The organism is Collinsella tanakaei, from assembly GCF_016902615.1.
GTDB lineage: Bacteria > Actinomycetota > Coriobacteriia > Coriobacteriales > Coriobacteriaceae > Collinsella > Collinsella tanakaei_A.
Genome location: NZ_JACJMB010000004.1, coordinates 63903 through 86376, shown reverse-complemented (window position 1 = coordinate 86376; position 22474 = coordinate 63903). Strand labels below are relative to the sequence as shown.

General features: G+C 64.2%; 21 protein-coding genes and 1 pseudogene. 17 read left to right on the top strand and 5 right to left on the bottom strand.

Annotated elements, in window-relative coordinates:
* Positions 1–144: 144 nt before the first annotated feature.
* From H6A21_RS02480 to H6A21_RS02430, 11 genes are all read left to right on the top strand, one after another.
* On the top strand, positions 145–1233 hold the full coding sequence (locus H6A21_RS02480; RefSeq protein WP_204560010.1) for a DUF871 domain-containing protein: 1089 nt from the start codon (positions 145–147) through the stop codon (positions 1231–1233).
* Between the two features lie 180 nt (positions 1234–1413).
* A complete protein-coding gene (locus H6A21_RS02475) occupies positions 1414–1626 on the top strand; it encodes a hypothetical protein (protein ID WP_204560009.1) in 213 nt (70 codons plus the stop codon).
* Between the two features lie 67 nt (positions 1627–1693).
* Entirely contained in the window at positions 1694–3595 is a 1902-nt protein-coding gene (locus H6A21_RS02470; RefSeq protein ID WP_342636035.1) for a BglG family transcription antiterminator, read from the top strand.
* Positions 3596–3907, top strand: coding sequence for a PTS lactose/cellobiose transporter subunit IIA (locus H6A21_RS02465; protein ID WP_204560007.1), 312 nt, complete (start codon positions 3596–3598; stop codon positions 3905–3907).
* Between the two features lie 95 nt (positions 3908–4002).
* Complete coding sequence (locus H6A21_RS02460; protein ID WP_204560006.1) at positions 4003–4338, top strand: PTS sugar transporter subunit IIB; 336 nt, start codon at positions 4003–4005, stop codon at positions 4336–4338.
* 42 nt (positions 4339–4380) lie between these two features.
* Positions 4381–5751, top strand: a complete 1371-nt coding sequence (locus H6A21_RS02455; protein WP_204560005.1) for a PTS transporter subunit EIIC — start codon at positions 4381–4383, stop codon at positions 5749–5751.
* A gap of 171 nt (positions 5752–5922) precedes the next feature.
* On the top strand, positions 5923–6975 hold the full coding sequence (locus H6A21_RS02450) for a N(4)-(beta-N-acetylglucosaminyl)-L-asparaginase (RefSeq protein ID WP_204560004.1): 1053 nt from the start codon (positions 5923–5925) through the stop codon (positions 6973–6975).
* 84 nt (positions 6976–7059) lie between these two features.
* Positions 7060–8274 carry a Sapep family Mn(2+)-dependent dipeptidase gene (locus tag H6A21_RS02445; RefSeq protein ID WP_204560003.1) on the top strand — a complete coding sequence of 405 codons (1215 nt, stop codon included), beginning with the start codon at positions 7060–7062 and terminating at the stop codon, positions 8272–8274.
* Between the two features lie 72 nt (positions 8275–8346).
* The gene (locus tag H6A21_RS02440) at positions 8347–9009 is read left to right on the top strand and encodes an RDD family protein (protein WP_204560002.1); all 663 of its coding nucleotides are present in this window, start codon (positions 8347–8349) and stop codon (positions 9007–9009) included.
* Positions 9010–9091: 82 nt separating this feature from the next.
* Positions 9092–9613, top strand: coding sequence for a GrdB-related putative oxidoreductase (locus tag H6A21_RS02435; RefSeq protein WP_204560001.1), 522 nt, complete (start codon positions 9092–9094; stop codon positions 9611–9613).
* Between the two features lies 1 nt (position 9614).
* A complete protein-coding gene (locus H6A21_RS02430) occupies positions 9615–10706 on the top strand; it encodes a YitT family protein (RefSeq protein WP_204560000.1) in 1092 nt (363 codons plus the stop codon).
* A 206-nt stretch (positions 10707–10912) separates the two neighbouring features.
* On the opposite strand, the gene H6A21_RS02425 is transcribed toward H6A21_RS02430, so the two are convergent.
* From H6A21_RS02425 to H6A21_RS02410, 4 genes and pseudogenes are all read right to left on the bottom strand, one after another.
* Entirely contained in the window at positions 10913–11083 is a 171-nt protein-coding gene (locus H6A21_RS02425) for a hypothetical protein (protein ID WP_204559999.1), read from the bottom strand.
* Positions 11084–11274: 191 nt separating this feature from the next.
* Positions 11275–12717, bottom strand: coding sequence for a PTS transporter subunit EIIC (locus H6A21_RS02420; protein WP_204559998.1), 1443 nt, complete (start codon positions 12715–12717; stop codon positions 11275–11277).
* Positions 12718–12777: 60 nt separating this feature from the next.
* Positions 12778–14207: pseudogene (locus H6A21_RS02415) on the bottom strand (6-phospho-beta-glucosidase).
* A 140-nt stretch (positions 14208–14347) separates the two neighbouring features.
* Positions 14348–15301: a DMT family transporter gene (locus tag H6A21_RS02410; protein ID WP_204559997.1), complete on the bottom strand. Its 954-nt coding sequence runs from the start codon at positions 15299–15301 to the stop codon at positions 14348–14350.
* A 392-nt stretch (positions 15302–15693) separates the two neighbouring features.
* On the opposite strand from H6A21_RS02410, the gene H6A21_RS02405 reads away from it, so the two are divergent.
* Positions 15694–16803: an AAA family ATPase gene (locus tag H6A21_RS02405; RefSeq protein WP_204559996.1), complete on the top strand. Its 1110-nt coding sequence runs from the start codon at positions 15694–15696 to the stop codon at positions 16801–16803.
* Positions 16804–16911: 108 nt separating this feature from the next.
* Here H6A21_RS02405 and H6A21_RS02400 read toward each other — a convergent pair whose 3' ends face one another.
* Entirely contained in the window at positions 16912–18126 is a 1215-nt protein-coding gene (locus H6A21_RS02400) for an iron-containing alcohol dehydrogenase (protein ID WP_204559995.1), read from the bottom strand.
* Positions 18127–18432: 306 nt separating this feature from the next.
* Here H6A21_RS02400 and H6A21_RS02395 point away from each other — a divergent pair, with 306 nt between their 5' ends.
* From H6A21_RS02395 to H6A21_RS02375, 5 genes are all read left to right on the top strand, one after another.
* On the top strand, positions 18433–18825 hold the full coding sequence (locus H6A21_RS02395; RefSeq protein ID WP_204559994.1) for a NusG domain II-containing protein: 393 nt from the start codon (positions 18433–18435) through the stop codon (positions 18823–18825).
* Between the two features lie 96 nt (positions 18826–18921).
* Complete coding sequence (locus tag H6A21_RS02390; RefSeq protein WP_204559993.1) at positions 18922–20004, top strand: hypothetical protein; 1083 nt, start codon at positions 18922–18924, stop codon at positions 20002–20004.
* Complete coding sequence (locus tag H6A21_RS02385) at positions 20004–21029, top strand: hypothetical protein (RefSeq protein ID WP_204559992.1); 1026 nt, start codon at positions 20004–20006, stop codon at positions 21027–21029. The genes H6A21_RS02390 and H6A21_RS02385 overlap by 1 nt, the downstream gene beginning before the upstream one ends.
* A gap of 166 nt (positions 21030–21195) precedes the next feature.
* Positions 21196–21672, top strand: coding sequence for an FKBP-type peptidyl-prolyl cis-trans isomerase (locus H6A21_RS02380; RefSeq protein ID WP_204559991.1), 477 nt, complete (start codon positions 21196–21198; stop codon positions 21670–21672).
* Positions 21665–22444, top strand: a complete 780-nt coding sequence (locus tag H6A21_RS02375; RefSeq protein WP_204559990.1) for a hypothetical protein — start codon at positions 21665–21667, stop codon at positions 22442–22444. The genes H6A21_RS02380 and H6A21_RS02375 overlap by 8 nt, the downstream gene beginning before the upstream one ends.
* Positions 22445–22474: the final 30 nt, after the last annotated feature.

Below are 22474 nucleotides of genomic sequence, written 5' to 3'. Positions count from 1 at the left end.
CGACGCGGGCACGCGCCCGCACCCCCATCGCGCCCGCGCCGTCGCACCTCCCGAAATAGCTCCTCGCGATGGCGCGGGCGCGCGCAAACCGGCCGCATCCGGCTGCAGGCAGCCGCCGGAGCCATAAAAGAGAAAGGATCCCCTATGCATCGTCTCGGCATCTCGCTCTACCCCGAGCACTCTACCCCCGACAAGGACTACGCCTACATGGAGCTCGCGGCGATGAACGGCTTCAGCCGCATCTTCACCTGCCTGCTCTCGGTGGAGAAGGACGCTGAGGGCACCATCGCCGAGTTCGGCGGCTTCATGGCCAAGGCGCATGAGCTCGGCTTTATCGTCGCCGTCGACACGAACGAGAAGGTCTTCGAGCGCCTGGGCGCCACCCCCTCCGACCTCACCCCCTTCAAGGAGCTCGGCGTCGACATCATCCGCCTCGACGGCCACTTCGGCGACATGGGCGACATGGCGCTCACCCGCAACAGCGACGGCATCCAGATCGAGTTCAACGGCAGCGCGAACCTGCCCATCGACCTGCTCGCCGAGCGCGGCGCGGACAAGCGCAACATGGTCACCTGCGCGAACTTCTATCCCGAGCCCTACACCGGCATGTCCGAGGAGCGCTTCTGGGAGCTCACCCACAAGTACAAGAGCCTGGGGTTCCAGACCGCGGCGTTCGTGTCGAGCCAGCAGGAGAACACCTTTGGCCCCTGGCCCGTGTTCGCCGGCCTGCCCACCTGCGAGGACGACCGCCATCGTCCCATCGACCTGCAGGTGCGCCATATGATCGCCACCGGCCTCATCGACGACATCATCATCGGCAACGCCTTCGCCTCCGCCGAGGAGCTCGCCGCCATGGCTGCCGTCGACATGACCCGCACCACCATGCGCCTCGTGCTCGACGAGGGCGCGATCGAAGAGGAACTGCGCGTCGTGTACGGCTACGACCACACCGAGCGCCCCGATTCTTCCGCCTACATGCTGCGCTCCAGCTGGCCGCGCATGGACTTCCGCGAGACGAGCATCCCCGCGCGCACCGCGCCCGAGACCTTCCATCGCGGCGATGTCCTCGTGGTGAACGACAACCTGGCGCACTACCGCGGCGAGCTGCATGTTGCCCTGCGCGACATGCCCAACGACGGCACGCGCAACCTCGTGGGCCGCATCCCCGCCGAGGAGCTCTTCCTGCTCGATTACATCGGAAGCGAGCACCCCTTCGCGTTCGTGCGCGCATAGCGGCCGAGCACAGGGCATCCATCGCCACCTCCCTTCCCACGGCGGCGCCGTCTCCCTCAAGGAGGCGGCGCCGCCGCCGTTAGGGCGCGGCGACCTTCCACATGACGCGACAGTTGTCGATTTTGTCCGTTATAATCTGCCGGCATGTAAAGGTCGCGTAAGCCCCGCGGAGGAATGATCGTGCATCGTGACGAGCCGTCCAGCCCAGAAAACGAACCGTTGGGCATGGCGGCAGTTTCTCTGACAGAGCCGGAAAACCCGCCCTTCCCGGCGCCGATGCGCCCGCACATCACCGTATCACGCAACATCGCCGCAGGCCATAGCCCATGCGATCGCAACCTCGAAAACTCGTCCAGAGCCGCTGCCGCGCAAACCGGCATAAAAGCGTTTTGAGACCTCTCGTCGTTGCATATAGGCTGATATGTGAAGGGATGGTGAAGGCATGCAGGATACCCGATTGGTGCGACATATCCTCAAGCACGAGGGAATCGCCCCGACTGATCTTTCTGCCTACCTGGGCACCAAGGAGCGTGCGATGCGCGACCGCATCCGGCACGCCAACGATGCCATGGGGGGCTCCGCCCTCATCGCCTACAGCCGCGCTGCGGGCGGCTACGTCGTGAAGGTGTCCGACGAGCGCGCGTTCAAGTCGTGGCTCGAGGGGACCGCCCTGCGCGACCCGTTCGACCGCCTGCCCTCCACCCCGCAGGAGCGCGCCGACTACCTGCTGCAGGACCTCCTGTCGCGTTCCGACTGGATCACCCTCGAGGACCTCGCAAGCCTGCTGTTCGTCTCGCGCTCCACGATCTCGAGCGACCTGCGCCATATCGAGCAGGTGCTCGAGCGCTTCCACCTCACCATCGAGAAGCGCCCGCGCTACGGCATCCGCGTGGCGGGCGACGAGATGAACCGCCGCATCTGCCTGGCGAGCATCGCCGTCGACACGCGCCTGGCCGACGACGAGCTGTCCGGGGCCATCTCCCCCGACATGCTCGACACCGTGGGCGCCTGCGTGAGCGATGCGCTCGAGGCCGAGCAGTACAAGATCAACCCCGTGTCGCACCAGAACCTCGTGGTGCATATCGCCATAGCCATCGCGCGCATCCGCAAGGAGTGCTACGTGCCCATGGAGGCCGCGCACCTCGAGCATGTCCGCGGCACGCGGGAGTACGCCGTCGCCGGCACCGTCGCCGGCGAGATCGAGCGCCGCTTCGATATCGACCTGCCCGAGGAGGAAATCGCCTACATCGCGATCCACCTGGCGAGCAAGCACCTCGTCGAGGGCGGCAGCCCTACGAGCATCCAGAGCGGGGAGGAGGCCAACCTCGAGATCACCGACGAAGCGTGGAACCTCGCCGCCGAGATGCTCGAGACCGTCTGGCGCGCCTTCCGCTTCGACTTCAGGAACGACGCCGAGCTGCGCATGAACCTCGCGCGCCACACGATGCCGCTCATCGTGCGCCTGCGCTACAACATGGCGCTCGAGAACCCCCTGCTGCCCGACATCAAGGCCCGCTACCCGCTACCGTTCTCCATGGCGGCCGACGCCTTGAGCCTGCTTGCGGACCGCCTGGACACCACGGTCTCCGATGACGAGATCGGCTACGTCGCCCTGTTCTTCGCGCTCGCCCTCGAGCGCACCAAGACCGCGCACGCCAAGAAGCGCGTGCTCGTGGTCTGCGCCTCGGGCGCCGGCAGCGCGCGCCTTTTGGCCTATCGCCTGCAAAGCGACTTCAGCGCCGACTTCGAGCATGTCGAGACCTGCGATGCCTCCGATTTCGAGGCACGCGACCTCACCGGCATCGACTACATCTTCACCACCGTGCCGCTCACGCGCCGCGTCAGTATCCCGGTCGTCCACATCAGCCTGTTTCTGGACGACACGAGCCGCCGCGACGTGAAGCGCGCCCTGGATCAGGACAGCACCGCGAGCGTGAAGACCTACTTCTCGCCCGATCTGTTCTTCCCGCACCTCGCGCTGCGCACCCGTGAGGAGATCATCTCCTACCTGTGCGCCGCCTGCGCCGCATACGACACCCTCCCCGACAACTTCGAGGAGCTCGTCTGGCAGCGCGAGCGCGCCGCCGCGACCTCGTTCGGCAACATGGTCGCGCTCCCCCACCCCTACGAGGCCGTGAGCACGCGGACCTTCGTGGCGGTGGCTCTTCTCGATGACCCCGTCGACTGGAACGGCACGCCCGTCCAGGCGGTGTTCATGGTCTGCGTCGCCCGCGACGCAGGGGCGGACCTCGAGGCGTTCTACCGCGCCATCGGGGGCCTGCTCACCCAGCAGTCAGCCATTCAGAAGCTCACGAGCGACATGCGCTTCGATGTGCTTCTGAGCGAATTGGAAGGAGAATAAATGGACGAGCTGGTTCGCATTAGCTTCCAGATCATCGCTGCAGTCGGCGGTGCCCGGAGCTCTTACGTCGAGGCCGTCGACGCCGCCAAGAAGGGCGACTTCGACCGCGCCGACGAACTCATGAAGAAGGGCGAGGAGAGCTTCCTTGCCGGCCACGATGCCCACACCTCGCTCATCCAGCGCGAGGCCGGCGGCGACCCCGTGAATATGACCCTCATGATCACCCACGCTGAAGATCAGCTCATGGCGGCCGAGACGTTCAAGATCGTCGCCACCGAGCTCATCGACGTCTACCGCCGTCTGGCGCAGTAGGCAAGCACCTCATGTGCTGCTCCCCATGCGGACGCGCGTCCGCATGGTGTATGTCCGCACGGCCGATAGGGCCGTAAGACTGAAAGGAAGGGACAATGGCAGACAAGAAGAAGATCTACCTGTTCTGCAGTGCAGGCATGTCCACCAGCATGCTCGCCCAGAATATGCAGCAGGTGGGCGACGCCCACAACCTGCCGGTAGAGGTTCGCGCCTTCCCCATCGGCAAGGTCGACGAAATCGCCGAGACCGAGCATCCGGCATGCGTCCTGCTCGGCCCGCAGGTTCACCACCAGTACGAGGAGACCAAGAAGCGCATCGAGGGCACGTTCGACATCCCGGTCGGCATCCTCGACCAGCAGGCGTACGGCCTCATGGACGGCGAGGCGTCCCTCAAGTACGCCGTCAAGCTCATCAAGACGTACAAGAAGTAAGACCGATACCCCCGTGTTTTCGAGCACGCAAGGAGGCACACTGTGTTTGATAAGCTCGAGAAGGTACTGATGCCTCTCGCCGAGGCCATCGGCAACAACAAGTACCTCGTCTCCATCCGCGACGGCTTCCTCATCTCCACGCCGCTGCTGATCGCAGGCTCCATCTTCCTGGTTATCGCCAACCTGCCCATCCCCGGCTTCTCCGACTGGGTGGCGAGCATCCCCATCGCCGACGGCACGCTGGCGACTTACCTGTCCAAGCCGTCCGACGCGACGTTCAGCATCATGGCCATCTTCGCCACCTTCGGCATCGCCTACAGCTATGCGCGCCAGATCGAGAGCGACTCCCTGTTCTGCGCCGCCGCCGCGCTCATGGCCTGGTTCCTCATCATGCCCTACACCGTGACCGGTTCGGTCGACGTCGGCGGCGAGGCCGTCGACGTCGCGCTCTCCGGCATCCCGCTGGGCTGGGTCGGCGCCAAGGGCATCTTCGTCGGCATCTTCAGCGCCTTCGGTGCGACCGCCATCTACACCTGGGTCAAGAACCGCGGCTGGGTCATCAAGATGCCCGCCGGCGTGCCGCCCACGGTCACCGAGTCGTTCTCCTCGCTGATCCCGATTACCGTCACCATGACGATCTTCTTCGTCATCAACGTGGTCTTCGGCCTGTTCGGCACCAACGTGTTCGATATCGTCTTCACGTTCCTGCAGACCCCGCTGCTGGGCCTGGGCGACACGCTCGGCGCCATGATCGTGGCCTACCTGTTCCTGCACGCCTTCTGGTTCTTCGGCATCAACGGCGGCTCCGTTGTCGGCGCGGTGTTCAACCCCATCCTGCAGACGCTCGCCGCTGAGAACCTCGAGTTCTTCAAGACCGGCATCGGCGAGGGCCACATCATCTGCCAGCAGTTCCAGGACCTCTTCGCCACCTTCGGCGGCTGCGGCTCCACCCTCTCCCTGCTAATCGCCATGATCTTGTTCTGCAAGTCCGCGCGTATCAAGCAGCTCTCCCGCCTGGCCTTCATCCCCGGCGTGTTCAACATCAACGAGCCCATCGTGTTCGGTCTGCCCATCGTCATGAACCCGGTCATCATCATCCCGTTCGTGCTGGTGCCGACGCTCAACATCATCATCTCCTACTTCGCCATGGACTGGGGCATCGTGCCCATCTGCTCCGGCGTCCAGATCCCGTGGACGATGCCGCTCGGCATCTCCGGCCTGCTGGCCACCAACTGGGTGGGCGGCGTCCTTCAGATCCTGCTGCTGATCATGGGCGTCTTCATCTACCTGCCCTTCATCAAGACCATCGACAACCAGTACCTGCGTGACGAGCAGCTGGCTGCCGAGCAGGCCGCCAACGAGCCCGACGAGGATGACATCGACCTCGACGACCTGTCCTTCGACGACCTGTAAGATGCACGGGCGCGCCGGGGTCCCCGGCCCCGGCGACCGCGCGCATCTGCTCTTCTGAGCATTGCCGCCCGCGTTTCCTCGGCAATGCCGACGGATACGCGGGCGGTTTTCGATGCGGGCCGCATCGGTCCGCATCCGCAAGCGCAACCCCTACAGAGGCAAGGAGTAGTCATGTGGGGCATCATCGCAACTTGGAGGATGGCACGAGAGGGCGTAGAGAAGGCCGCGGCCGCCCTCGCCGCGGGCGGCAACGCCGCCGACGCCATCGAGATGGCCGTACGCGAGGTCGAGGACTTCCCGTACTACAAGTCGGTGGGCTACGGCGGCCTTCCCAACGAGGACATGCAGGTCGAGCTCGACGCTTCGTTCATGAACGGCGACACGCTCGAGTTCGGCGCCGTGGGCGCGGCGAAAAACATCGCCAACCCCGTGAGCGTCGCCCGCGCGCTCGCCCACGGCGACGCCAACAACCTGCTCGTGGGCGCCGGCGCCGAGAAGTTCGCCGACGAGATGGGCTTCGAGCGCAAGAACATGCTCACCGACCGCGCCAAGATCCATTACGCCCGCCGCGTGGCCGAGGAGGGCGGCCGCCTTCCCAACGCCGCGCGCGTGCTGGGCGAACCCGAGGCCGAGCAGGAGACCGCCCGTGGCGCCATGCCCGAGAAGGAATGCCGCCCCGGCATCGACCAGGAGGGCACCGATCCCTGCGGCCACGACACCGTGGGCATGGTGTGCCTGGACGCGACGGGCACCATCACGGCGGCCACGTCCACCAGCGGCCTGTTCATGAAGCACGCCGGCCGCGTGGGCGACTCCTCCATCCCCGGCGCCGGCTTCTACGCCGACTCCGACGCGGGCGGATCGGCCTCCACGGGTCTGGGCGAGGACGTCATGAAGGGCTGCGTGGGCTACGAGATCGTCCGCCTCATGGGCGAGGGCATGCACCCGCAGCAGGCCTGCGAGAAGGCGATCGCCGCCTTCACCGCGACGCTCAACCGCAAGCGCGGACATGCGGGCGACATCAGCTTCGTGGCCATGGACGCCCAGGGCCGCTGGGGCGCGGCCAGCAACATCGAGGGCTTCTCGTTCGTCGTCGAGACCGAGACCGAGCCTGCCTGCGTGTACCTGGCGCACCCGCAGCCCGACGGAACCTGCACGCACGAGGTCGCGAGCCAGGAGTGGCAAGACGAGTACATGCGCTCCCGCATGGCTCCTTTGACCTAGCACCTCCCCCGGCGCCGCCGCCGACCAGGCGGAATCCGACAGCACCTCCGCCGCCATATCGTTTCCATCCGTAAAGGAGTTATCATGAGCAGCACCGACTGCCTTGAGAACGAGGAACATATCGCTATCGACGCCGAACTCGAGCAGCGCATCCTCGCTGAGGTCGACACCATCTCGGACGAGATGATCGACGCCATCCGCGCCATCGTGCGCCAGAAGAGCGTCCAGGGCGAGCCCACCGAGGGCGCGCCTTTCGGCACGGACGTGCGCGCCGCGCTCGACCAGACGCTCGCGCTCTGCCGTGAGCTCGGCTTCGAGACCTGCAACGTCGACGGCTACATGGGCTACGCCACCTGGAAGGCCGAGCCCGGCCCGAACGGCGAGCCGGTCCTCCCCGGCTACGTGTGCGCCCTCGGCCACCTGGACGTCGTGCCCGAGGGCACGACGGGCTGGAAGGTCCCGCCTTACAGCGCGCACCTGGAGGACGGCCGCATCACGGGCCGCGGCGTCCTCGACAACAAGGGCCCCATCTACGCATGCCTCTACGCGCTGTGGGCCTTGAAGCACCTGGGCCTCACCCCGCGCCGCGACGTCCGCATCATCTTCGGCTGCAACGAGGAGACCGGCTTCGGCGATCTGCGCTACTACCTCGAGCACGAGCCCGCCCCCGTCATGGGCTTCACGCCCGACTGCAAGTACCCCGTCGTGTACGCCGAGCGCGGCCGCATGGGCGTGCGCATGACCGCGCAGGCGCGCGAGGGCGAGGACCGCGAGGCCCTGCTCGCGCGCTTCTTCGCGTTCATGAACGAGTACGTGCTGAACGCCAAGCCGAACGGTGAGCGCTTCGGCGTCGACTGCACCGATCCCGAGTTCGGTATCACCGAGGTGCGCAACTACAAGCTCGTGATGCACGAGGGCGCGCCCGCCGTCGAGTTCGCCATCAGCTACCCGGCAGCCACGACCGCCCAGGAGCTGGAGGAGCGCCTGGGCAAGGTCGCCGACGAGCAGCAGCTCTCCTTCGAGGTCACGGGCAACTTCAACCCCGTGCGCTTCGAGAAGGACTGCCGCCTCGTGCGCACGCTCGTCTACACCTATGAGCACGTCACCGGCGCCGACGGGTCGCCCGTCACCACCACCGGCGGCACCTACGCCAAGCTCATGCCCAACATCGTCCCCTTCGGCCCCTCCTTCCCCGGCCAGAAGGGTATCGGGCACCAGCCCAACGAGTGGATGGACGTGGCCGACATCATCACCAACGCCAAGATTTACGCGCTGAGCCTCTACCTACTCTCGCGCTAGGCACAACAACGTCTGCGGGAGGCGCGCACCTCCCGCAGGCGGCGACAGACCCCCGATCCGAACGGATGTGATATGAGCTCCAAGAAGCACAAGAAGAAGCGCCATCACGCAGCCGAGCAGGCAGCACCCGCACCCGAAGCGGAGGTCTCGCGCGCGACCAGGACGGTCACGAAGCTCACGGACCGCGCGGGCGCCCCCGCCCCGGTGACGCGCCGCTTTTTCGCCTACCTCATCGACTGGTACGTCGGCGCCCTGTGCACGGCCATCCCCATCTCCATCATCGCCTACCAGACGACCGGGGACATGACCAACCAGTACCTCACCGACTTCCCCTCCCCGTTCGGTATCGTCGCCGGCGCGCTCGCGCTGCTGTTCGCCTGTGCGTACTACATCGCGATCCCGTTGTTCGTCTGGCCGGGCCAGACTCCCGGCAAGCGCCTGTGCGGCATCAAGATCGTGCGCTTCGACGGCGCCCCCGTCGACCTCGCCCATCTGGCGCTCCGCCAGATCGTGGGCGTGACGATCATCGAGGGCGTCATCGCCAACGCGAGCGCCATCTGGCACCAGATGCTCACCATCGCGACCGGCATCAACTTCGTCCACCCGCTCATGTACGCGGGCTTCGCGCTCACGCTCGTCAGCTGCATCATGATCCTCGTCCGCAAGGACCATCGCTGCCTGCACGACTTCATCGGGGACACCAAGGTGGCCCTCGTCGACAAGGACGAGCGATAACGCAGAAGAAGGCCTCATGTCCTACGCCATCGCACACCCCGAAGTCCTGCACGACATAGCATCGAAACGAAAGGAAACCACTATGAAAATCGTCATGATCTACGACCAGATCCAGTCCGGCCTCGGCGCCAAGGACGACCGCAACCTGCCGCTCGGCATCCTGAAGGAGCCGGTCGGCCCCGCAGTCATGATGGAGAACCTGCTCAAGCAGGTCGGCGGCAAGGTCGTCGCCACGCTCTACTGCGGCTGGGGCACCTATGCGGACAACCCCGACGAGGTCGCCCGCAAGCTCGAGGCCATGTGCGTGAAGATCAACCCCGACGTCGTCATGTGCGGCCCCACCTTCAATTACGCCGAGTACGCCGAGATGGCATGCCGCATCGCCTCCGACCTCGAGGCGGGCGGCAAGGTTCACGCAATCGCCGCGGTGAGCCAGGAGAACACCGACGCCATCGCCAAGTACAAGGACAAGGTCCTCATCGTCAAGACCCCCAAGAAGGGCGGCACCGGCCTGAACGAGTCCCTGAAGAACATGTGCCTCGTCGCCAAGGCACTCGTCGACGGCACCGACACCACCGAGCTCAAGCAGAAGGCATGCTTCTAAGATGACTGATCCCAAGACCTCTTCATCCAAGGACAGGCGCCGCCGCGCCCACGAGGTCTCGAGCGAGCGGCGGCGCGCCCAGCGCAGCCGTGCCGTCGAGCACCTGCACGAGGAGCGCGCCGCCAAGCAGGCGGCCGTCATGGAGCAGCTCGAGGAGGTTCCCGAGGATCCCCTCTTCACCTTCCCCGAGGTCAAGGTCGACCTCAAGGCGGAGATGGAGCGCCTGAAGAACCTCCGCCGCTTCGTGCTCATCCGCCGCTGCATGACGCTCGCCTCGGTGGTGCTCTCGGCCCTTATCCAGGCCTACACCATCCAGGCGTTCGTGAACCCCGCGAATCTGCTTTCCAGCGGATTCACCGGCGTGGCCATCCTCATCGACCGCATCACCTCGCTGTTCGGCTTCTCCTTCCCCACCTTCGTGGGCATGGTGGCGCTGAACATCCCCGTGGCGCTCATCTGCTGGAGGTCCATCAGCCGGCGCTTCGTGGTCTTCTCGATGATCCAGGTGTTTTTGGCCTCGTTCTTCCTGCGCGTGTTCACCTTCGAGCCGATCATCGACAACCTGATGCTCCAGGTCATCTTCGGCGGCTTCCTGTACGGCTTCGCCATCGCCGTCGCCCTGCGCGGCGGCGCCTCGACCGCGGGCACGGACTTCATCTCGCTGATGGTGTCCAACAAGACCGGCCAATCCATCTGGGGCCTCATCTTTGCGGGCAACTGCGTGGTGCTCCTCATCTTCGGCGCCCTGTTCGGCTGGGAGGCGGCGGCCTACTCAATCATCTTCCAGTTCATCTCCACCAAGGCGATCGAGATGTTCTACACCCGCTACGACCGCGTCACGCTGCAGATCACCACGACGCGCCCCGAGCAGATCCTCGAGGACTACAACGAGATCCACAAGCATGGCTCGTCGGTCGTGGAGATCATGGGCGGACGCAGCCGCAAGCGCTACTGGATGATCACCACCGTCGTGTCGTCCTACGAGGTCGACGACATCATGCACCTCATCCGTGTGCACGACGGCGGCGCTGTGGTGAACGTCTTCCGCACGGAGAACTTCTTCGGCAACTTCTACCGCGCCCCCATCGATTGATGACAGTTAGGACGGGGTCCACTGTCATGCTTTTGCGGCCTTCTGCCCCTGCGGGCGGAAGGCCGTTTTATTTGAGCGACAAGATGGTGCCAGGTACAAACTTGTCGACAGCCCGCGGTTTTCATGACACTGGGCCCCGTCCTAACTGTCATGAAAAGCCCCCGCCGGGGCGAGGGCTCTTTGATGGCTTGGTTTTGCCGCGTGACTTAGAAGTCGACGTCCTGATCGTTGTAGACGCACTCGAGGAGCTTCTCCATCTCCCCCTGGGTCGGCTGGCGGGTGCTTGATACCCTTCTCGTAGTCGGTGATGACGGAGAACCGGTGACCTCGGTCGCGGTGCCGGAGGTGGAGATAATGGCGGGTAGGCGCGTCTCCATGTGGGAAGACCCACCTTCGACACCTCCACATAAACGCAGCTCAAACGGAGCAGAAGGTTCTTGAAGTCGAAAAAGCCGAGCGGCGCCCCTCCTCCCCTGCTCGAAAGGGCACCGCTCGGTATGGGAAGACGCACTTGGCAGAAGCGGCCTATCGCGCGTCGGACCCCCACACTCGATTGGACGAAACTGCCTTACTTTTCCTCGGGCTTGTACGTGACGAATTCGACGACGAAGGCCAGCACGGCCGCCACGAGCGAGGCGATAATCGCACAGAGCATCATCGAGATGCCGTATCCACCGGGCGTCTCGTCGATGAAGTTCAACCAGTTGAAGACGCCCAGACCGCCCGAGATGAACATGAACGCGCCGGTAGCGCCCACGATGGCACCGCCTACCGCTGAGCTCAGGCATGCCACCACGAGCGCCCGCTTGTTGGGCAGCGCCACACCGTAGATCGCCGGCTCCGTCACGCCAAAGAAGAAGGCCGATACCATGGCGGGCAGGGCAATGCCGCGGAACTTCTCATCCCTATTCTTGAGATACATCGCAAAAACCACTGCACCAAGAGCAAAACCATGAGCGATGGTGGCCGCCAGCACGTAGTCGTGCCCGATGGTGTTGAGGTTCATGATGGAGATCGGGATGAGACTCCAGTGGAAACCGAAGATGACAAGGCACATCCACAGGCCGCCCACCAGCGCGCTACCGAACACGGAGCCGACAATCGGCAACTCGAAGATGAAGGAGAACGCTGCGCTCAGCAGATTGGTGATAAGCGTTGCCACAGGACCGATGACGAGATAACCGAGCACGATTGCCAGCGTCATGGTGCAAAGCGGCACGAGGAACATCTTGATTGCTGCGGGCATCCAGCTCTTGAGCCAACGCTCGACCAGAGAACCGAACCACACCATGAGCAGCACCGGGATGACCGAACTCGCATAGCCCGAGGCCGGCATGATGATGGGGATGCCGAGCGCCGTGGCATACCACGAAAACGTGCCGGCGACGCCCAGATCGATGCTTCCGAGGACCTCGCCCGAGGTCAGCGCCACCATGGTGGGGTACAGCAACGCCACGCCGATGGCGACGCCGGTGAACTCATTCATGCGGAACTTGCGCGCCGCGCTGTAGGCGAGTGCCACGGGCAGGAAGTAGAAAAAGCCGTCCGCCACCGTGTACAGAAGGGTGTAGAGGCCGTCGTTTGCAAACTCGGGGATGAAGAAGGTGATAAGCGCGAGCAGGCCCTTCATGATGCCCGCAGCTGCAAGCGGCCCCAAGATCGGCTGGAAGATGCCGGAGATGAGGTCGATGATCACCGATGCCGCCGTCTTCTTCTCGCCCGGCTGGCCCTCGTCGGTCTCGACGGCACCGCCGTCGGCAAGACCGCTCACCTCGAGCACCGCGGCGTGGACGTCCTCCACGATGTTGCCCACGACCACCTGGTACTGACCGTTTGCCTGAATCACCTGGATGACACTCGGGAGCGCCTCGATGGCATCCTTGTTGGCCTTACTCTCGTCTTTCAGCTTGAAGCGCACGCGCGTGATGCAGTGCGCCACGCTCGTGATGTTGTCGCGACCGCCGACGTTGTCGACTATGGCGCGCGCCAGATCGTCGTACTTACCTGCCATGGTCCCTCCTTAAGAAATCGATGCTGCGGGCCGCAGGATGCCTGCGACCCGTATGAGCCCCTAGCCCAGATCCTCGCCGTTTGTTGCGATGACCTGCTTGTACCAGCTAAAACTCTTCTTCTTGCTGCGCGCGAGGGTGCCGCTGCCCTGGTTGTCGCGGTCGACGTAGATAAAGCCGTAGCGCTTCTCCATCTCGCCCGAGCCCGCGCTCACCAGATCGATCGGGCCCCACGTGGTGTAGCCGAGCATCTTGACGCCGTCCTCCTCGATGGCGTCGCGCATGGCCTCGATGTGCTCGCGCAGGTACTCGATGCGATAGTCGTCGTCGATGGAGCCGTCCGGCTTCACCTCGTCGTAGGCGCCCAGGCCGTTTTCCACCACGAACAGCGGCTTTTGGTAGCGGTCCCACAAATCGTTGATGGTGATGCGGAAGCCCAGGGGGTCGATGATCCAGCCCCAGTCGCTCGTGCGGACGAACGGGTTCTCCACGCCCGCAAAGGCGTTGCCCTCCGCCACGCCGCCGGCGATAGAAGGGTCGCCCGCAATGCAGCGCGACGAGTAATAGGAAAACGAGATGAAGTCGACGGTGTTTTCCGCCAGGATCTTCTCGTCCTCGTCCGTCATTCCGACGTCGATGCCCTCGTGCTCGAGGAACTTGGCCGCGTAGCCCGGGTAGTACCCGCGGCTCTGAACATCGACAAAGAAATAGTTCTCTTGATTTTTGAGCTGGGCGGCACGCACGTCCTCAGGCCTGCAGGAGTAGGGAAGTAGCTACCCGCGGCGAGCATGCAGCCCACCTTGTTTTCCGGGTCGATCTCGTGCGCGATCTTCACCGCCCACGCACTTGCCACAAGCTCGTTGTGCGCAGCGCGATACTCCGCCGCAAGCGGATTCTCGCCCGGCTCGAGCACGATACCCGCACCCATAAACGGACGATGCAAGATCATGTTCATCTCGTTGAACGTGATCCACCAACGCACCAAGCCCTTGTAGCGGGTGAAGAGCACGCGCACGAGCTTCTTGTAGAAGTCGATCAGCTTGCGGTTGCGCCAAGCGCCGTACTCCTTCACGAGATGGATGGGACAATCGAAATGCGTGATGGTAACGAGCGGCTCGATCCCGTGTGCGCGGCAACAGCGAAACACATCCTCATAGAAAGCGAGACCCTCCTCATTGGGCGTCTCCTCATCGCCGTGCGGGAAGATGCGGGTCCACGCGATCGAGAGGCGGAAGACCTTGAAGCCCATCTCGGCGAACAGCTCGATATCCTCGCGATAATGATGGTAGAAATCGATGCCCGTCTGAGCCGGGTAGTAGTACCCGGGCTCAAAATCGAGCATGCGGCGCAAACCGCGACTCACATCGTTTCGCTCTGGACCGTGAGGGATGACGTCGACGTTGGCGAGCCCGCGCCCGCCTTCGTCATACGCCCCCTCGCACTGGTTCGCAGCAGTGGCGCCTCCCCACAGGAAGCCTTCGGGAAACGGCATGGTTCCTCCTATCTATCGGTCGCACGCCCTCGTTGCGGGCGCACGCTGCCTTCATACGTAAACGAAGCAATCTCGAAGGCGCCCGCACAACAGCACACTTGGGCCGCTTCTCGCCTATCTGACCGAATATGCGATGTCCGCTACTGTTCGACCGCGACCATACGGCCCTGGAGCAAGCCGGGCACCTGCGCCAGGCACACACCGAACAGGATGACCGCCACGCCCAGCCACTCGATGACGCCCAAGGGCTCGCCGAGCACGATCATGGCGATCAGAAGGCCCGCCGGAAGCTCGGCGGCCGCCATGACGGTGGAGAGGCCCGCGGGCAGATAAGGCGTCCCCAGGCCGAAGAGCAACACCGGGCAGAGCAGGCCGAAAAAGCCCGCAATCACCGCAAAGGGCAGGATGCCTTGGGCGAGCACGCCGGAGATGATGTAGTCGGGGCAAACGGTAAGCGACATCGCGATCGAGCCGGCACAGACGATCATGCCGCGCTGTTCGTTGGAGCACTCGACCTTCACGCGGCCGGACAGCGTGACGAACAGCGAGCAGCTCACCGCGGCGCCGAGCGCACAGAGCAGCGCGATCGGGTCATAGCCCGCAAGGCCGGTCTTGTAGACGCCGCTCGCGAACACCGTCCCGCACAAGATGACCAGAGCGGAAACAACTTCTAGGGCTTTGGGCGCACGGCGCGTCATGATGGTCTGCCAGATGAGGCCCATCCAGGTGAACTGGAACAGCAAGGTAAGGGCAACTGGCGCGGGCAGCACACTCATGGCGTAGCAGTACAAAATGGAGGTAAGACAGGTAAGCGCGCCGAGTCCCATCAGCTTCAGCCCCCGCTTGATGCCGATGCGCTCCCACTGGCCACCGCGCGCACAATGGATTCCAAACGCGAGGGCAAAAAAGAGGCAGCCGAACCACGCCTGGCTTGCGACGACCTGGCTCGAGGTGAATCCGGACGCATAGGCGAGCTTGTAGGTGGTGGCCATTGCTCCGTAGCACGCGCCGCCGGCAAACACCTGTAGCGCCGCTACAAGCTGCCGATGGCTCCCCTTCGCCTGCACGCCCTGTTTGCACGCTATCTGTTCCATAACGCTCCCCTTTCTGCCCATCATTCGATGGGGCCGATCCCCGCTGACATCCAAGAGATCGGTCGGAAGCGCATGCCGGCGTGTTGCCACGACATGAAAAAGCCACGCAACCGATTCCCTCGGTTGCGTGGCAAAAGGTGACAAGTTCGCCCAGAAAAGTCCACGCGATTTTAGACTAATGAAGTCTAGCAGGCAGCCCGGCGATGTGTCAATAACAATTGTTCGGCTTTCTCCGCAGCTGATCTGATGCCATACCCATGATGAGCGGAAAACTCAGAAGTGGCGTCTCATACCGACAGCGTTCAAAGTAAATCAACGCAAATCAAAAAAGTCAACAGAAATCAAAGAGATTAACGACTCTGGGTATACTGGCACATAAGAGAGGAGTGGTTATGACATTCGAAGAGACCGTGCGTGCCAATCCGTTCACCCCGGTATTCGGGAAAGTGCCTCCCTTTATGGCGGGGCGCGAACAAGTCATACACGACATTGCCGCTGCGCTTGTCTCGAACGGCAACAGTCCTGATATCTGTTCTCTTTTCGTGGGCGCACGCGGAACGGGAAAAACCTCACTGCTCACCTATCTCGCGAATGAGGCTGAACAACAAGGCTGGATATCCGCACGAGTCACCGCAGCACCAGGCATGCTCGAAGATATCGTGCAACGGCTGCATGAGTCGGCAGCCCATCTTTTGGATAGCCAGGCAGCACGGCATCTCAGCGGCATCGAGATTGCTCCGCTTGGCGGCGTGTACTGGGAAACTGCACGGGAAGCGCCCGCAAACTGGAGAACGCGCATGAACGAGTTGTTCTCCACCCTAGAAAACACTGAAACGGGCATCATCATCTGTGTGGACGAAGTCGACCCAGAGTTTGAAGAGATGGTGCAGCTCATCACCACATACCAGCATTTTGTCGAAGAGGGCAAGCGCACGATGCTGCTCATGGCGGGACTGCCGCATCGCGTGTCCCGGCTGCTTTCCGGTCGCGCAACATCGTTTCTGCGCCGAGCCGCACGCCATAATCTTGGCCCGATTCCCCGCTATGAAGTAGAAGAGACATTTCGGCTCACCGTTGAGTCGGGCGGCAAGCATATCGATGATGGGGCGCTGCAAGAAGCGGTCAATGCCATCGATGGCTTCCCGTTCATGCTGCAACTTGTGGGATACCGCGCATGGAACGCAACGGGGACAGACGATGTTATCGGCATTGAATCGATGCGTCGTGGTATTCGCTTAGCTCAGGAGGAGCTTGAGCACCGCGTGTTCGACGCCACGATAGCAGAACTCTCAAAGGGCGACATCGCGTTTCTTCAAGCAATGGCAGCAGATGAGGTAATCACGGATAGATCCGTGCTTGCCGAGCGGCTTGGACGCAGCTCAAGCTATATATCTACCTACAAGAAGCGCCTGCTCGAAGCTGGCGTGATCGAGGAGACCCGTCCCGGCATATTCGCGTTTGCCCTTCCCGGGTTTAGGGATTATCTCCAAAACCGTCTGTGATGGGATGTCACAGACAGGCGCTATGTGCCAGACAAACACAAAAACAAGAAGGCCCTCGAGGACATCCCCGAGGGCCTTCCGGTAGAAGCACGTGCCCAGCCAAGCAGATTAGAAGTCGACGTCCTGATCGTTGTAGACGCACTCGAGGAGCTTCTCCATCTCCTCCTGGGTCGGCTGGCGCGGGTTGGAGCCGGTGCAGGCGTCGAGGATGGCGTTGGCAGCCACATCGGACTTCTTGGCCTCGAACTCGGCGTAGTCGATGATGGACTCCTCGGCCTTCACGCCGCCCTTGCCGTAGTTCTTGATGCCCTGCGGGATGTCGAGCTTGTCATTGAGGTCACGGATCTCCTGGACGAGAGCGGCCACGAGCTCGTCCTCGGTCTCACCCTCGAGGTGCAGGACCTCCTTGGCGATGTAGGCGTAGCGGCTCTTGGCGCGCGCGTCCTTGGCGTTGAACTGGATGACCTTGCCGAGGTACATGGCGTTGGCGCAACCGTGGATGATGTGGTCGCCGGTGAAGGCGGCACCGGTCTTGTGGGCCATGGAGTGCACGATGCCGAGCAGGCCGGAGGAGAAGGCGATACCGGCGATGCACTGGGCCTCATGCATGTGCTGACGGGCCTCATGGTCGCCCGTATAGGACTTCGGCAGCCACTCGACGATCTCGCGGATGGCGTGCAGCGCGTTGGCGTCGGTGAACATGGAGCTCGCGGTGGAGACGTAGGCCTCGATGGCGTGGGTCAGCGCGTCCATGCCGGTGTGGGCGCAGAGCTTCTGCGGCATGGTGTAGGTGAGCTCGGGGTCGACGATGGCGATATCAGGGGTGATGTTGAAGTCGGCCAGCGGGTACTTGATGCCCTTCTCGTAATCGGTGATGACGGAGAAGGCCGTGACCTCGGTCGCGGTACCGGAGGTGGAGGCGATGGCGCAGAACTTAGCCTTCGTGCGCAGGGTCGGGAAGCTGAACGGGACGATAGCCTCCTCGAACGTCTCCTCCGGATACTCGTAGAACAGCCACATGGCCTTGGCGGCATCGATCGGCGAACCGCCGCCGATGGCGACGATCCAGTCGGGCTGGAACTCGGTCATGGCAGCCGCGCCGCGCTTGACGGTCTCGACGGAGGGATCGGACTCGACGCCCTCGAAGATCTGGACCTCGAAACCGGCCTCCTTGAGGTCAGCCTCGACGTCCTGCAGGAAGCCGCCGCGACGCATGGAGCCGCCGCCGGTGACGATCATGGCGCGGGAGCCCTTGAGGTTCTTCACCTCATGGCGGGCGCCCTCACCGTAATACAGATCGCGAGGATTAGTAAAACGTCCCATTTTGTGCCTCCAAAAGTTCGTGCGCCGAACAGCGCGGCGCAGTGACTGCGGGGTCGCCTTTCGGCCCCGCGTAGGACCACATTCGCACCGCGGGCGCACCCGGGTGCGGCCGTCTGTGAACCGTGTCTGCAGACATAGCTATTCTAGCGGTTTTGTAACCGAATGTTCATAGACATGTGCGTTGTATGGTGTCGATTTTGACCTTTTTCATGCCGCGGTAACGGCAGCGATCTCGTCGACATGAACGCACCTGCGTGATATGCGACAATGTATGGCCTAAATGCCGCAGGTCGACGAAAGGACCGTATGAAACGCACCGTGCGTGCTGACATCATCATGATCGCCGCGCTGCTGGCGGCCTTCGGCATCTGGTTCGTCGTCTCGAACACGACCGGCGCCGAGCCGACGGGGGCCGTGGTGGTCTGCCAGTCGAGCGACGGGTTCTACCGCGCCGATCCCCTCTCGGCGGACGTCTCCTACACCGTCGAGGTCTCGGGTTCCGCCCCCGGCACGGCCGCCGGCGAAAACCGCGTGCGCATCTCGCAGGGCACCGTCGACGTCACCTCCGCCGACTGCTCGAACCAGGTCTGCGTCGACCATGACCCGATCGATGCGGTCGACGAGCAGATCGTGTGCCTGCCGCACGGCGTCGTCATCGAGGTGCTCGCTGACGAGCAGGACGCCACGCAGCTCTCGTAGCGGCGCCTTTTGCGTTCCATATCCGCTGCATAGACGCGACGCATGCCCGCGCGCTACACTGCATAGCATCTATATCTCGAGACGAGAGGAGGCGCCATGGCCTTCGACCCCATACAAGAGGACTGCCTGCGCCTCATCCTGGAATCGATGCGGCGTGACCGCATCTACCCGCTCGATGACGCTCCCTACATCGAGCGCACCATGGAGCGCTTCCGCGAGAACCCCTCGCAGCTCATCGCCTGCGACCGCGACCGCTCCTTCCACCTTATGGCCAAGGCGACCGAGATCCTCGACTACCGCGTCCCGTTCCTGACCGATGAGGCGCAGATCGACCGCCAGGAAGCCCTTGCCGAAAACCACCTGCACGAGGCCGTCGAGCTCGACGCCTCGAACTGGGACGCCCGCCGCATGCTCGTGGCGCTCGACGCCCCGAGCAACGACGCCTACGTGAGCTACCTGCTCGACAACCGCGCGGCCATCGAGCAGGACCTCATCGCCACCATCGAGGCAGCCGACGACGTCTACAGCCGCGAGTTCGCCGACGACCTCGCGCGCCGTCCGTACCTGCGCTGGCTTGCCGCCACGGCCTCCCACGCGCTCATCGCCGGCCAGTACCGCTTGGCGCTCGACGTCGTGGAGGAGAGCCTCGCCTACGCGCCCGCCGACCCCGGTGGCATCCGTCATACCGGCATGCTCGCGCTGGCGAAGCTCGAGGCGACGGCCGACGAGCTCAAGCAGTACCGCCGGCGCCACGCCATCTCCTACCAGACCGCAGGACCCCTGCGCCGCCGGCACCATATGGCCGAAAAAACGCTCGACGCCTGGACGCTCATCGCCGAGATGAGCGCCGCGTACCGCTCGTTTGACTACAAGGGCGCCGACCGGGTGCTCCACCAGCTCATGCGCACCTATCCCGAATCGGCGGAGGCGCTCTACTACCAGGCGGAGTTTCCCGAGGGTCTCTTTGCCCGCGTGAACATCCTGCCGGGGAGCCAAGATGAGCTCATCCTCGCGATCAGCGAGGCGACGCCGCTGCTCCAGGAGGGCATCGGCGCCCCCGACAACGCGTCGTTTGCCAGCTGGATCGCCAATCACGAGCTGGTGCGCCGCGCCCTGCAGAACCATACGCGCCGCGTCCCCGGCCCCGTGGGGCACGCGGACACGGGAGGGGACAACTGATGGACCCGCGTGAATACATCCCCGCCTATCTCGAGCACGAGTACCTGGCCTCGCACGCAAAGCTCACGGCCGCAGCCCGCGAACTCGTCCACGAGCAGATCGCGCGCAACCCGACGCAGTACGCTACGACCCCGCACGCGCGGGCGCTTCTCTCCTACGCCAAGATCCACGAGGGCATGATGCGCGCCCTCGACCGCATGGAGGACCTGTCGGACGAGGAGTTCGACCGTCGGCGCGAGCAGCTGTTCGGCCAGACCCGCCTGGCGCTGCACGAGCTCGTGCGCGACGACAGGCTGTGCGTCGATGCGCAGCTGCTCGACATCATGCTCGCCGACGTCCCCATCGATTCCTGCCTCAACGACCTCATGAAGCTCGAGGACAGCGTGCACGACCACCTGCGCGCGCAGCCCGCTTTCGATGACGAGGCGCCCGCCTTCTGGACACCCCAGAAGCTCGAGGGGATCGATGAGGCCGAGCGCACCCGCACCGACCCGACGATGATCGGCTGGCTGCACACGCTCGAGGCCATCGCGCAGCTCTCGCTCGCCAGCTCACGGTATCGCGCCGCGGCGCAGTATGCGCGCCGCGTCATGCGCGCCCGCGGCTACACGAACTTCGCGGTGGGCACGGTGCTGCTCGCACTCGCCCGCCTGGAGGACGAGGACGGCTTTTTCGCCTGCGTCCGCGAAGCCGACCCCGCGCTCGCCGTCGAGGACTCCCCGTGGTTTCTGCTCGCGCGCACGCTTCTGCTCTACAAGCTCGGACGCCGCAAGAACGCGCGCCGCGCGCTGCGCGACTTCTCCTCCCGGTGCGAGGGCGGCGCGTTTTTCCTGCTGAACCCCACCTACCTGACCCCCTACCTGCCGGTGCGCCCGCCCGTGCGCGAGGCGTGGGAGCTTACGCACCAGGCGGTCTGGGAGGCCGATGGCATCATCGTCGACACGCCCGACTTCGTCGGCTGGGCCGCATCGATCGAGGGCATCGAGGACGCATCGGAGCGCTTCGCCGCGCGCTACGGGTTCTAGCGGACGCGGCGGCCGCCGCCTCGGGCAGCACGCACCCCTGTCGATATCGGGTAGGAAGCCTCAGACCGGCCCTCCGGATGCGCCCGGACGTGCTACAGTTCATATGTTTGCCCATACATGACCTTTGCCCATCGGGCGGCGGGGTCATCCGACCGAGGCGGTATCTGTGGCTGATTTTTCTCTCAAGCATGTCGTGACCGTGCACTATACCGGCAGCTTCGATGACGGAGAGGTGTTCGACACCACACGGGGGCGCACGCCCCTCACGTTCGTCGAGGGCAACCACGAGGTGGTGCCCGGATTCGAGGCGGCGGTCATGTCCATGGAGCCGGGCGAGACCAAAAAGGTCCATCTCGAGCCCAAGGACGCCTACGGCGAGCGCTCGGCGGCGCTCGTGTACTACATGCCCACCATCCAGATCCCCAACTACGACGACCTCGTGGTCGGCGAGATGATCTACCTCATGAACTCCGACGGCTACCAGCAGCTCGCCCGCGTGGTCAAGGTGGAGGACGACGGGGACACCATCTTCGATTTCAACCATCCGATGGCAGGCTGCGCGCTCAACTTCGAGATCGAGCTTTTGAGCCGCGAGCCCTATGTCCCCGAGGCCGCCGACAAAGGCGGTGAGGCGCATGCATAGCCCTGAGCGCGGCATCCTGTGCGCCGGCTGCCCGCATCGCGCCGCCTACCTTGCCCTGAAGGAGGCCACGCGCCGTCGCCGCGGGCACGTGATCTGCGGCAATGTCGGCTGCACGGCCACCGGCGAGATGTACCCCGCCGCGGCGACCTGCCCCGGCGGGATGGAGAAGCTGCTTCCCCGGTACCGCCAGGAAGTGCCCGCGGACGGCGCGCCCGAGGCTCCGGCGCGCCCGGTCTGCGTGCACCTTGCGAGCGATGTCGAGATCGCCACGGACGACGCGCCGGAGCGCTTCGGCAACCTTGCCGGCGAGGGAGAGGTGACGATTCTCGCCGCCCTCGCCTCGTCTAAGCGCTTCCTTGCGCGCGAGGCCATCGAGCAGCTCGGCGCGCGCATGCTCGAGCTCGGCGCCGATACGGTCGCGGTGCTCGACCCCTTCGACGCCGCCCGCTGCGCCGAGGAGCTTGCCGGATTGCTGGACACCCCCGGCGTGCACGGCGTCATCTTCGCCTCGCCCTGCACGCAGCTGCAGCGGGCGCACCCGCTCGACCCCGTGGAGGTCGACCCGTACATGTGTGTTGGCTGCCATCGCTGCTTCCAGATCACCGCGTGCCCCGCGCTTTCCTTCGCGCCGCCGGTCTACACCGTCGACCCCGAGCGCTGCGCCGGCTGCGATTTGTGCTGCAACTACTGCCGCACGCGGGTCATCTACACCCCGCGCGCCCGCATGTCCCCCGCCGAGCGCGCGGGCGCGCGGCGCGCGGCGTGCCGGTAGCGACCCCTTTGCCGCGGCACACCGAACCGA

Excerpts from the sequence above, each read along its gene's own strand:
- H6A21_RS02465 (WP_204560007.1), top strand. The coding sequence starts at position 3,596 with ATGGACGAGCTGGTTCGCATTAGCTTCCAGATCATCGCTGCAGTCGGC.
- H6A21_RS02460 (WP_204560006.1), top strand. The coding sequence starts at position 4,003 with ATGGCAGACAAGAAGAAGATCTACCTGTTCTGCAGTGCAGGCATGTCC.
- H6A21_RS02445 (WP_204560003.1), top strand. The coding sequence starts at position 7,060 with ATGAGCAGCACCGACTGCCTTGAGAACGAGGAACATATCGCTATCGAC.
- H6A21_RS02375 (WP_204559990.1), top strand. The coding sequence starts at position 21,665 with ATGCATAGCCCTGAGCGCGGCATCCTGTGCGCCGGCTGCCCGCATCGC.
- H6A21_RS02410 (WP_204559997.1), bottom strand. The coding sequence starts at position 15,301 with ATGGAACAGATAGCGTGCAAACAGGGCGTGCAGGCGAAGGGGAGCCAT.
- H6A21_RS02480 (WP_204560010.1), top strand. The coding sequence starts at position 145 with ATGCATCGTCTCGGCATCTCGCTCTACCCCGAGCACTCTACCCCCGAC.
- H6A21_RS02450 (WP_204560004.1), top strand. The coding sequence starts at position 5,923 with ATGTGGGGCATCATCGCAACTTGGAGGATGGCACGAGAGGGCGTAGAG.
- H6A21_RS02390 (WP_204559993.1), top strand. The coding sequence starts at position 18,922 with ATGGCCTTCGACCCCATACAAGAGGACTGCCTGCGCCTCATCCTGGAA.
- H6A21_RS02405 (WP_204559996.1), top strand. The coding sequence starts at position 15,694 with ATGACATTCGAAGAGACCGTGCGTGCCAATCCGTTCACCCCGGTATTC.
- H6A21_RS02420 (WP_204559998.1), bottom strand. The coding sequence starts at position 12,717 with ATGGCAGGTAAGTACGACGATCTGGCGCGCGCCATAGTCGACAACGTC.
- H6A21_RS02430 (WP_204560000.1), top strand. The coding sequence starts at position 9,615 with ATGACTGATCCCAAGACCTCTTCATCCAAGGACAGGCGCCGCCGCGCC.
- H6A21_RS02440 (WP_204560002.1), top strand. The coding sequence starts at position 8,347 with ATGAGCTCCAAGAAGCACAAGAAGAAGCGCCATCACGCAGCCGAGCAG.
- H6A21_RS02425 (WP_204559999.1), bottom strand. The coding sequence starts at position 11,083 with ATGGAGACGCGCCTACCCGCCATTATCTCCACCTCCGGCACCGCGACC.
- H6A21_RS02400 (WP_204559995.1), bottom strand. The coding sequence starts at position 18,126 with ATGGGACGTTTTACTAATCCTCGCGATCTGTATTACGGTGAGGGCGCC.
- H6A21_RS02395 (WP_204559994.1), top strand. The coding sequence starts at position 18,433 with ATGAAACGCACCGTGCGTGCTGACATCATCATGATCGCCGCGCTGCTG.
- H6A21_RS02385 (WP_204559992.1), top strand. The coding sequence starts at position 20,004 with ATGGACCCGCGTGAATACATCCCCGCCTATCTCGAGCACGAGTACCTG.
- H6A21_RS02435 (WP_204560001.1), top strand. The coding sequence starts at position 9,092 with ATGAAAATCGTCATGATCTACGACCAGATCCAGTCCGGCCTCGGCGCC.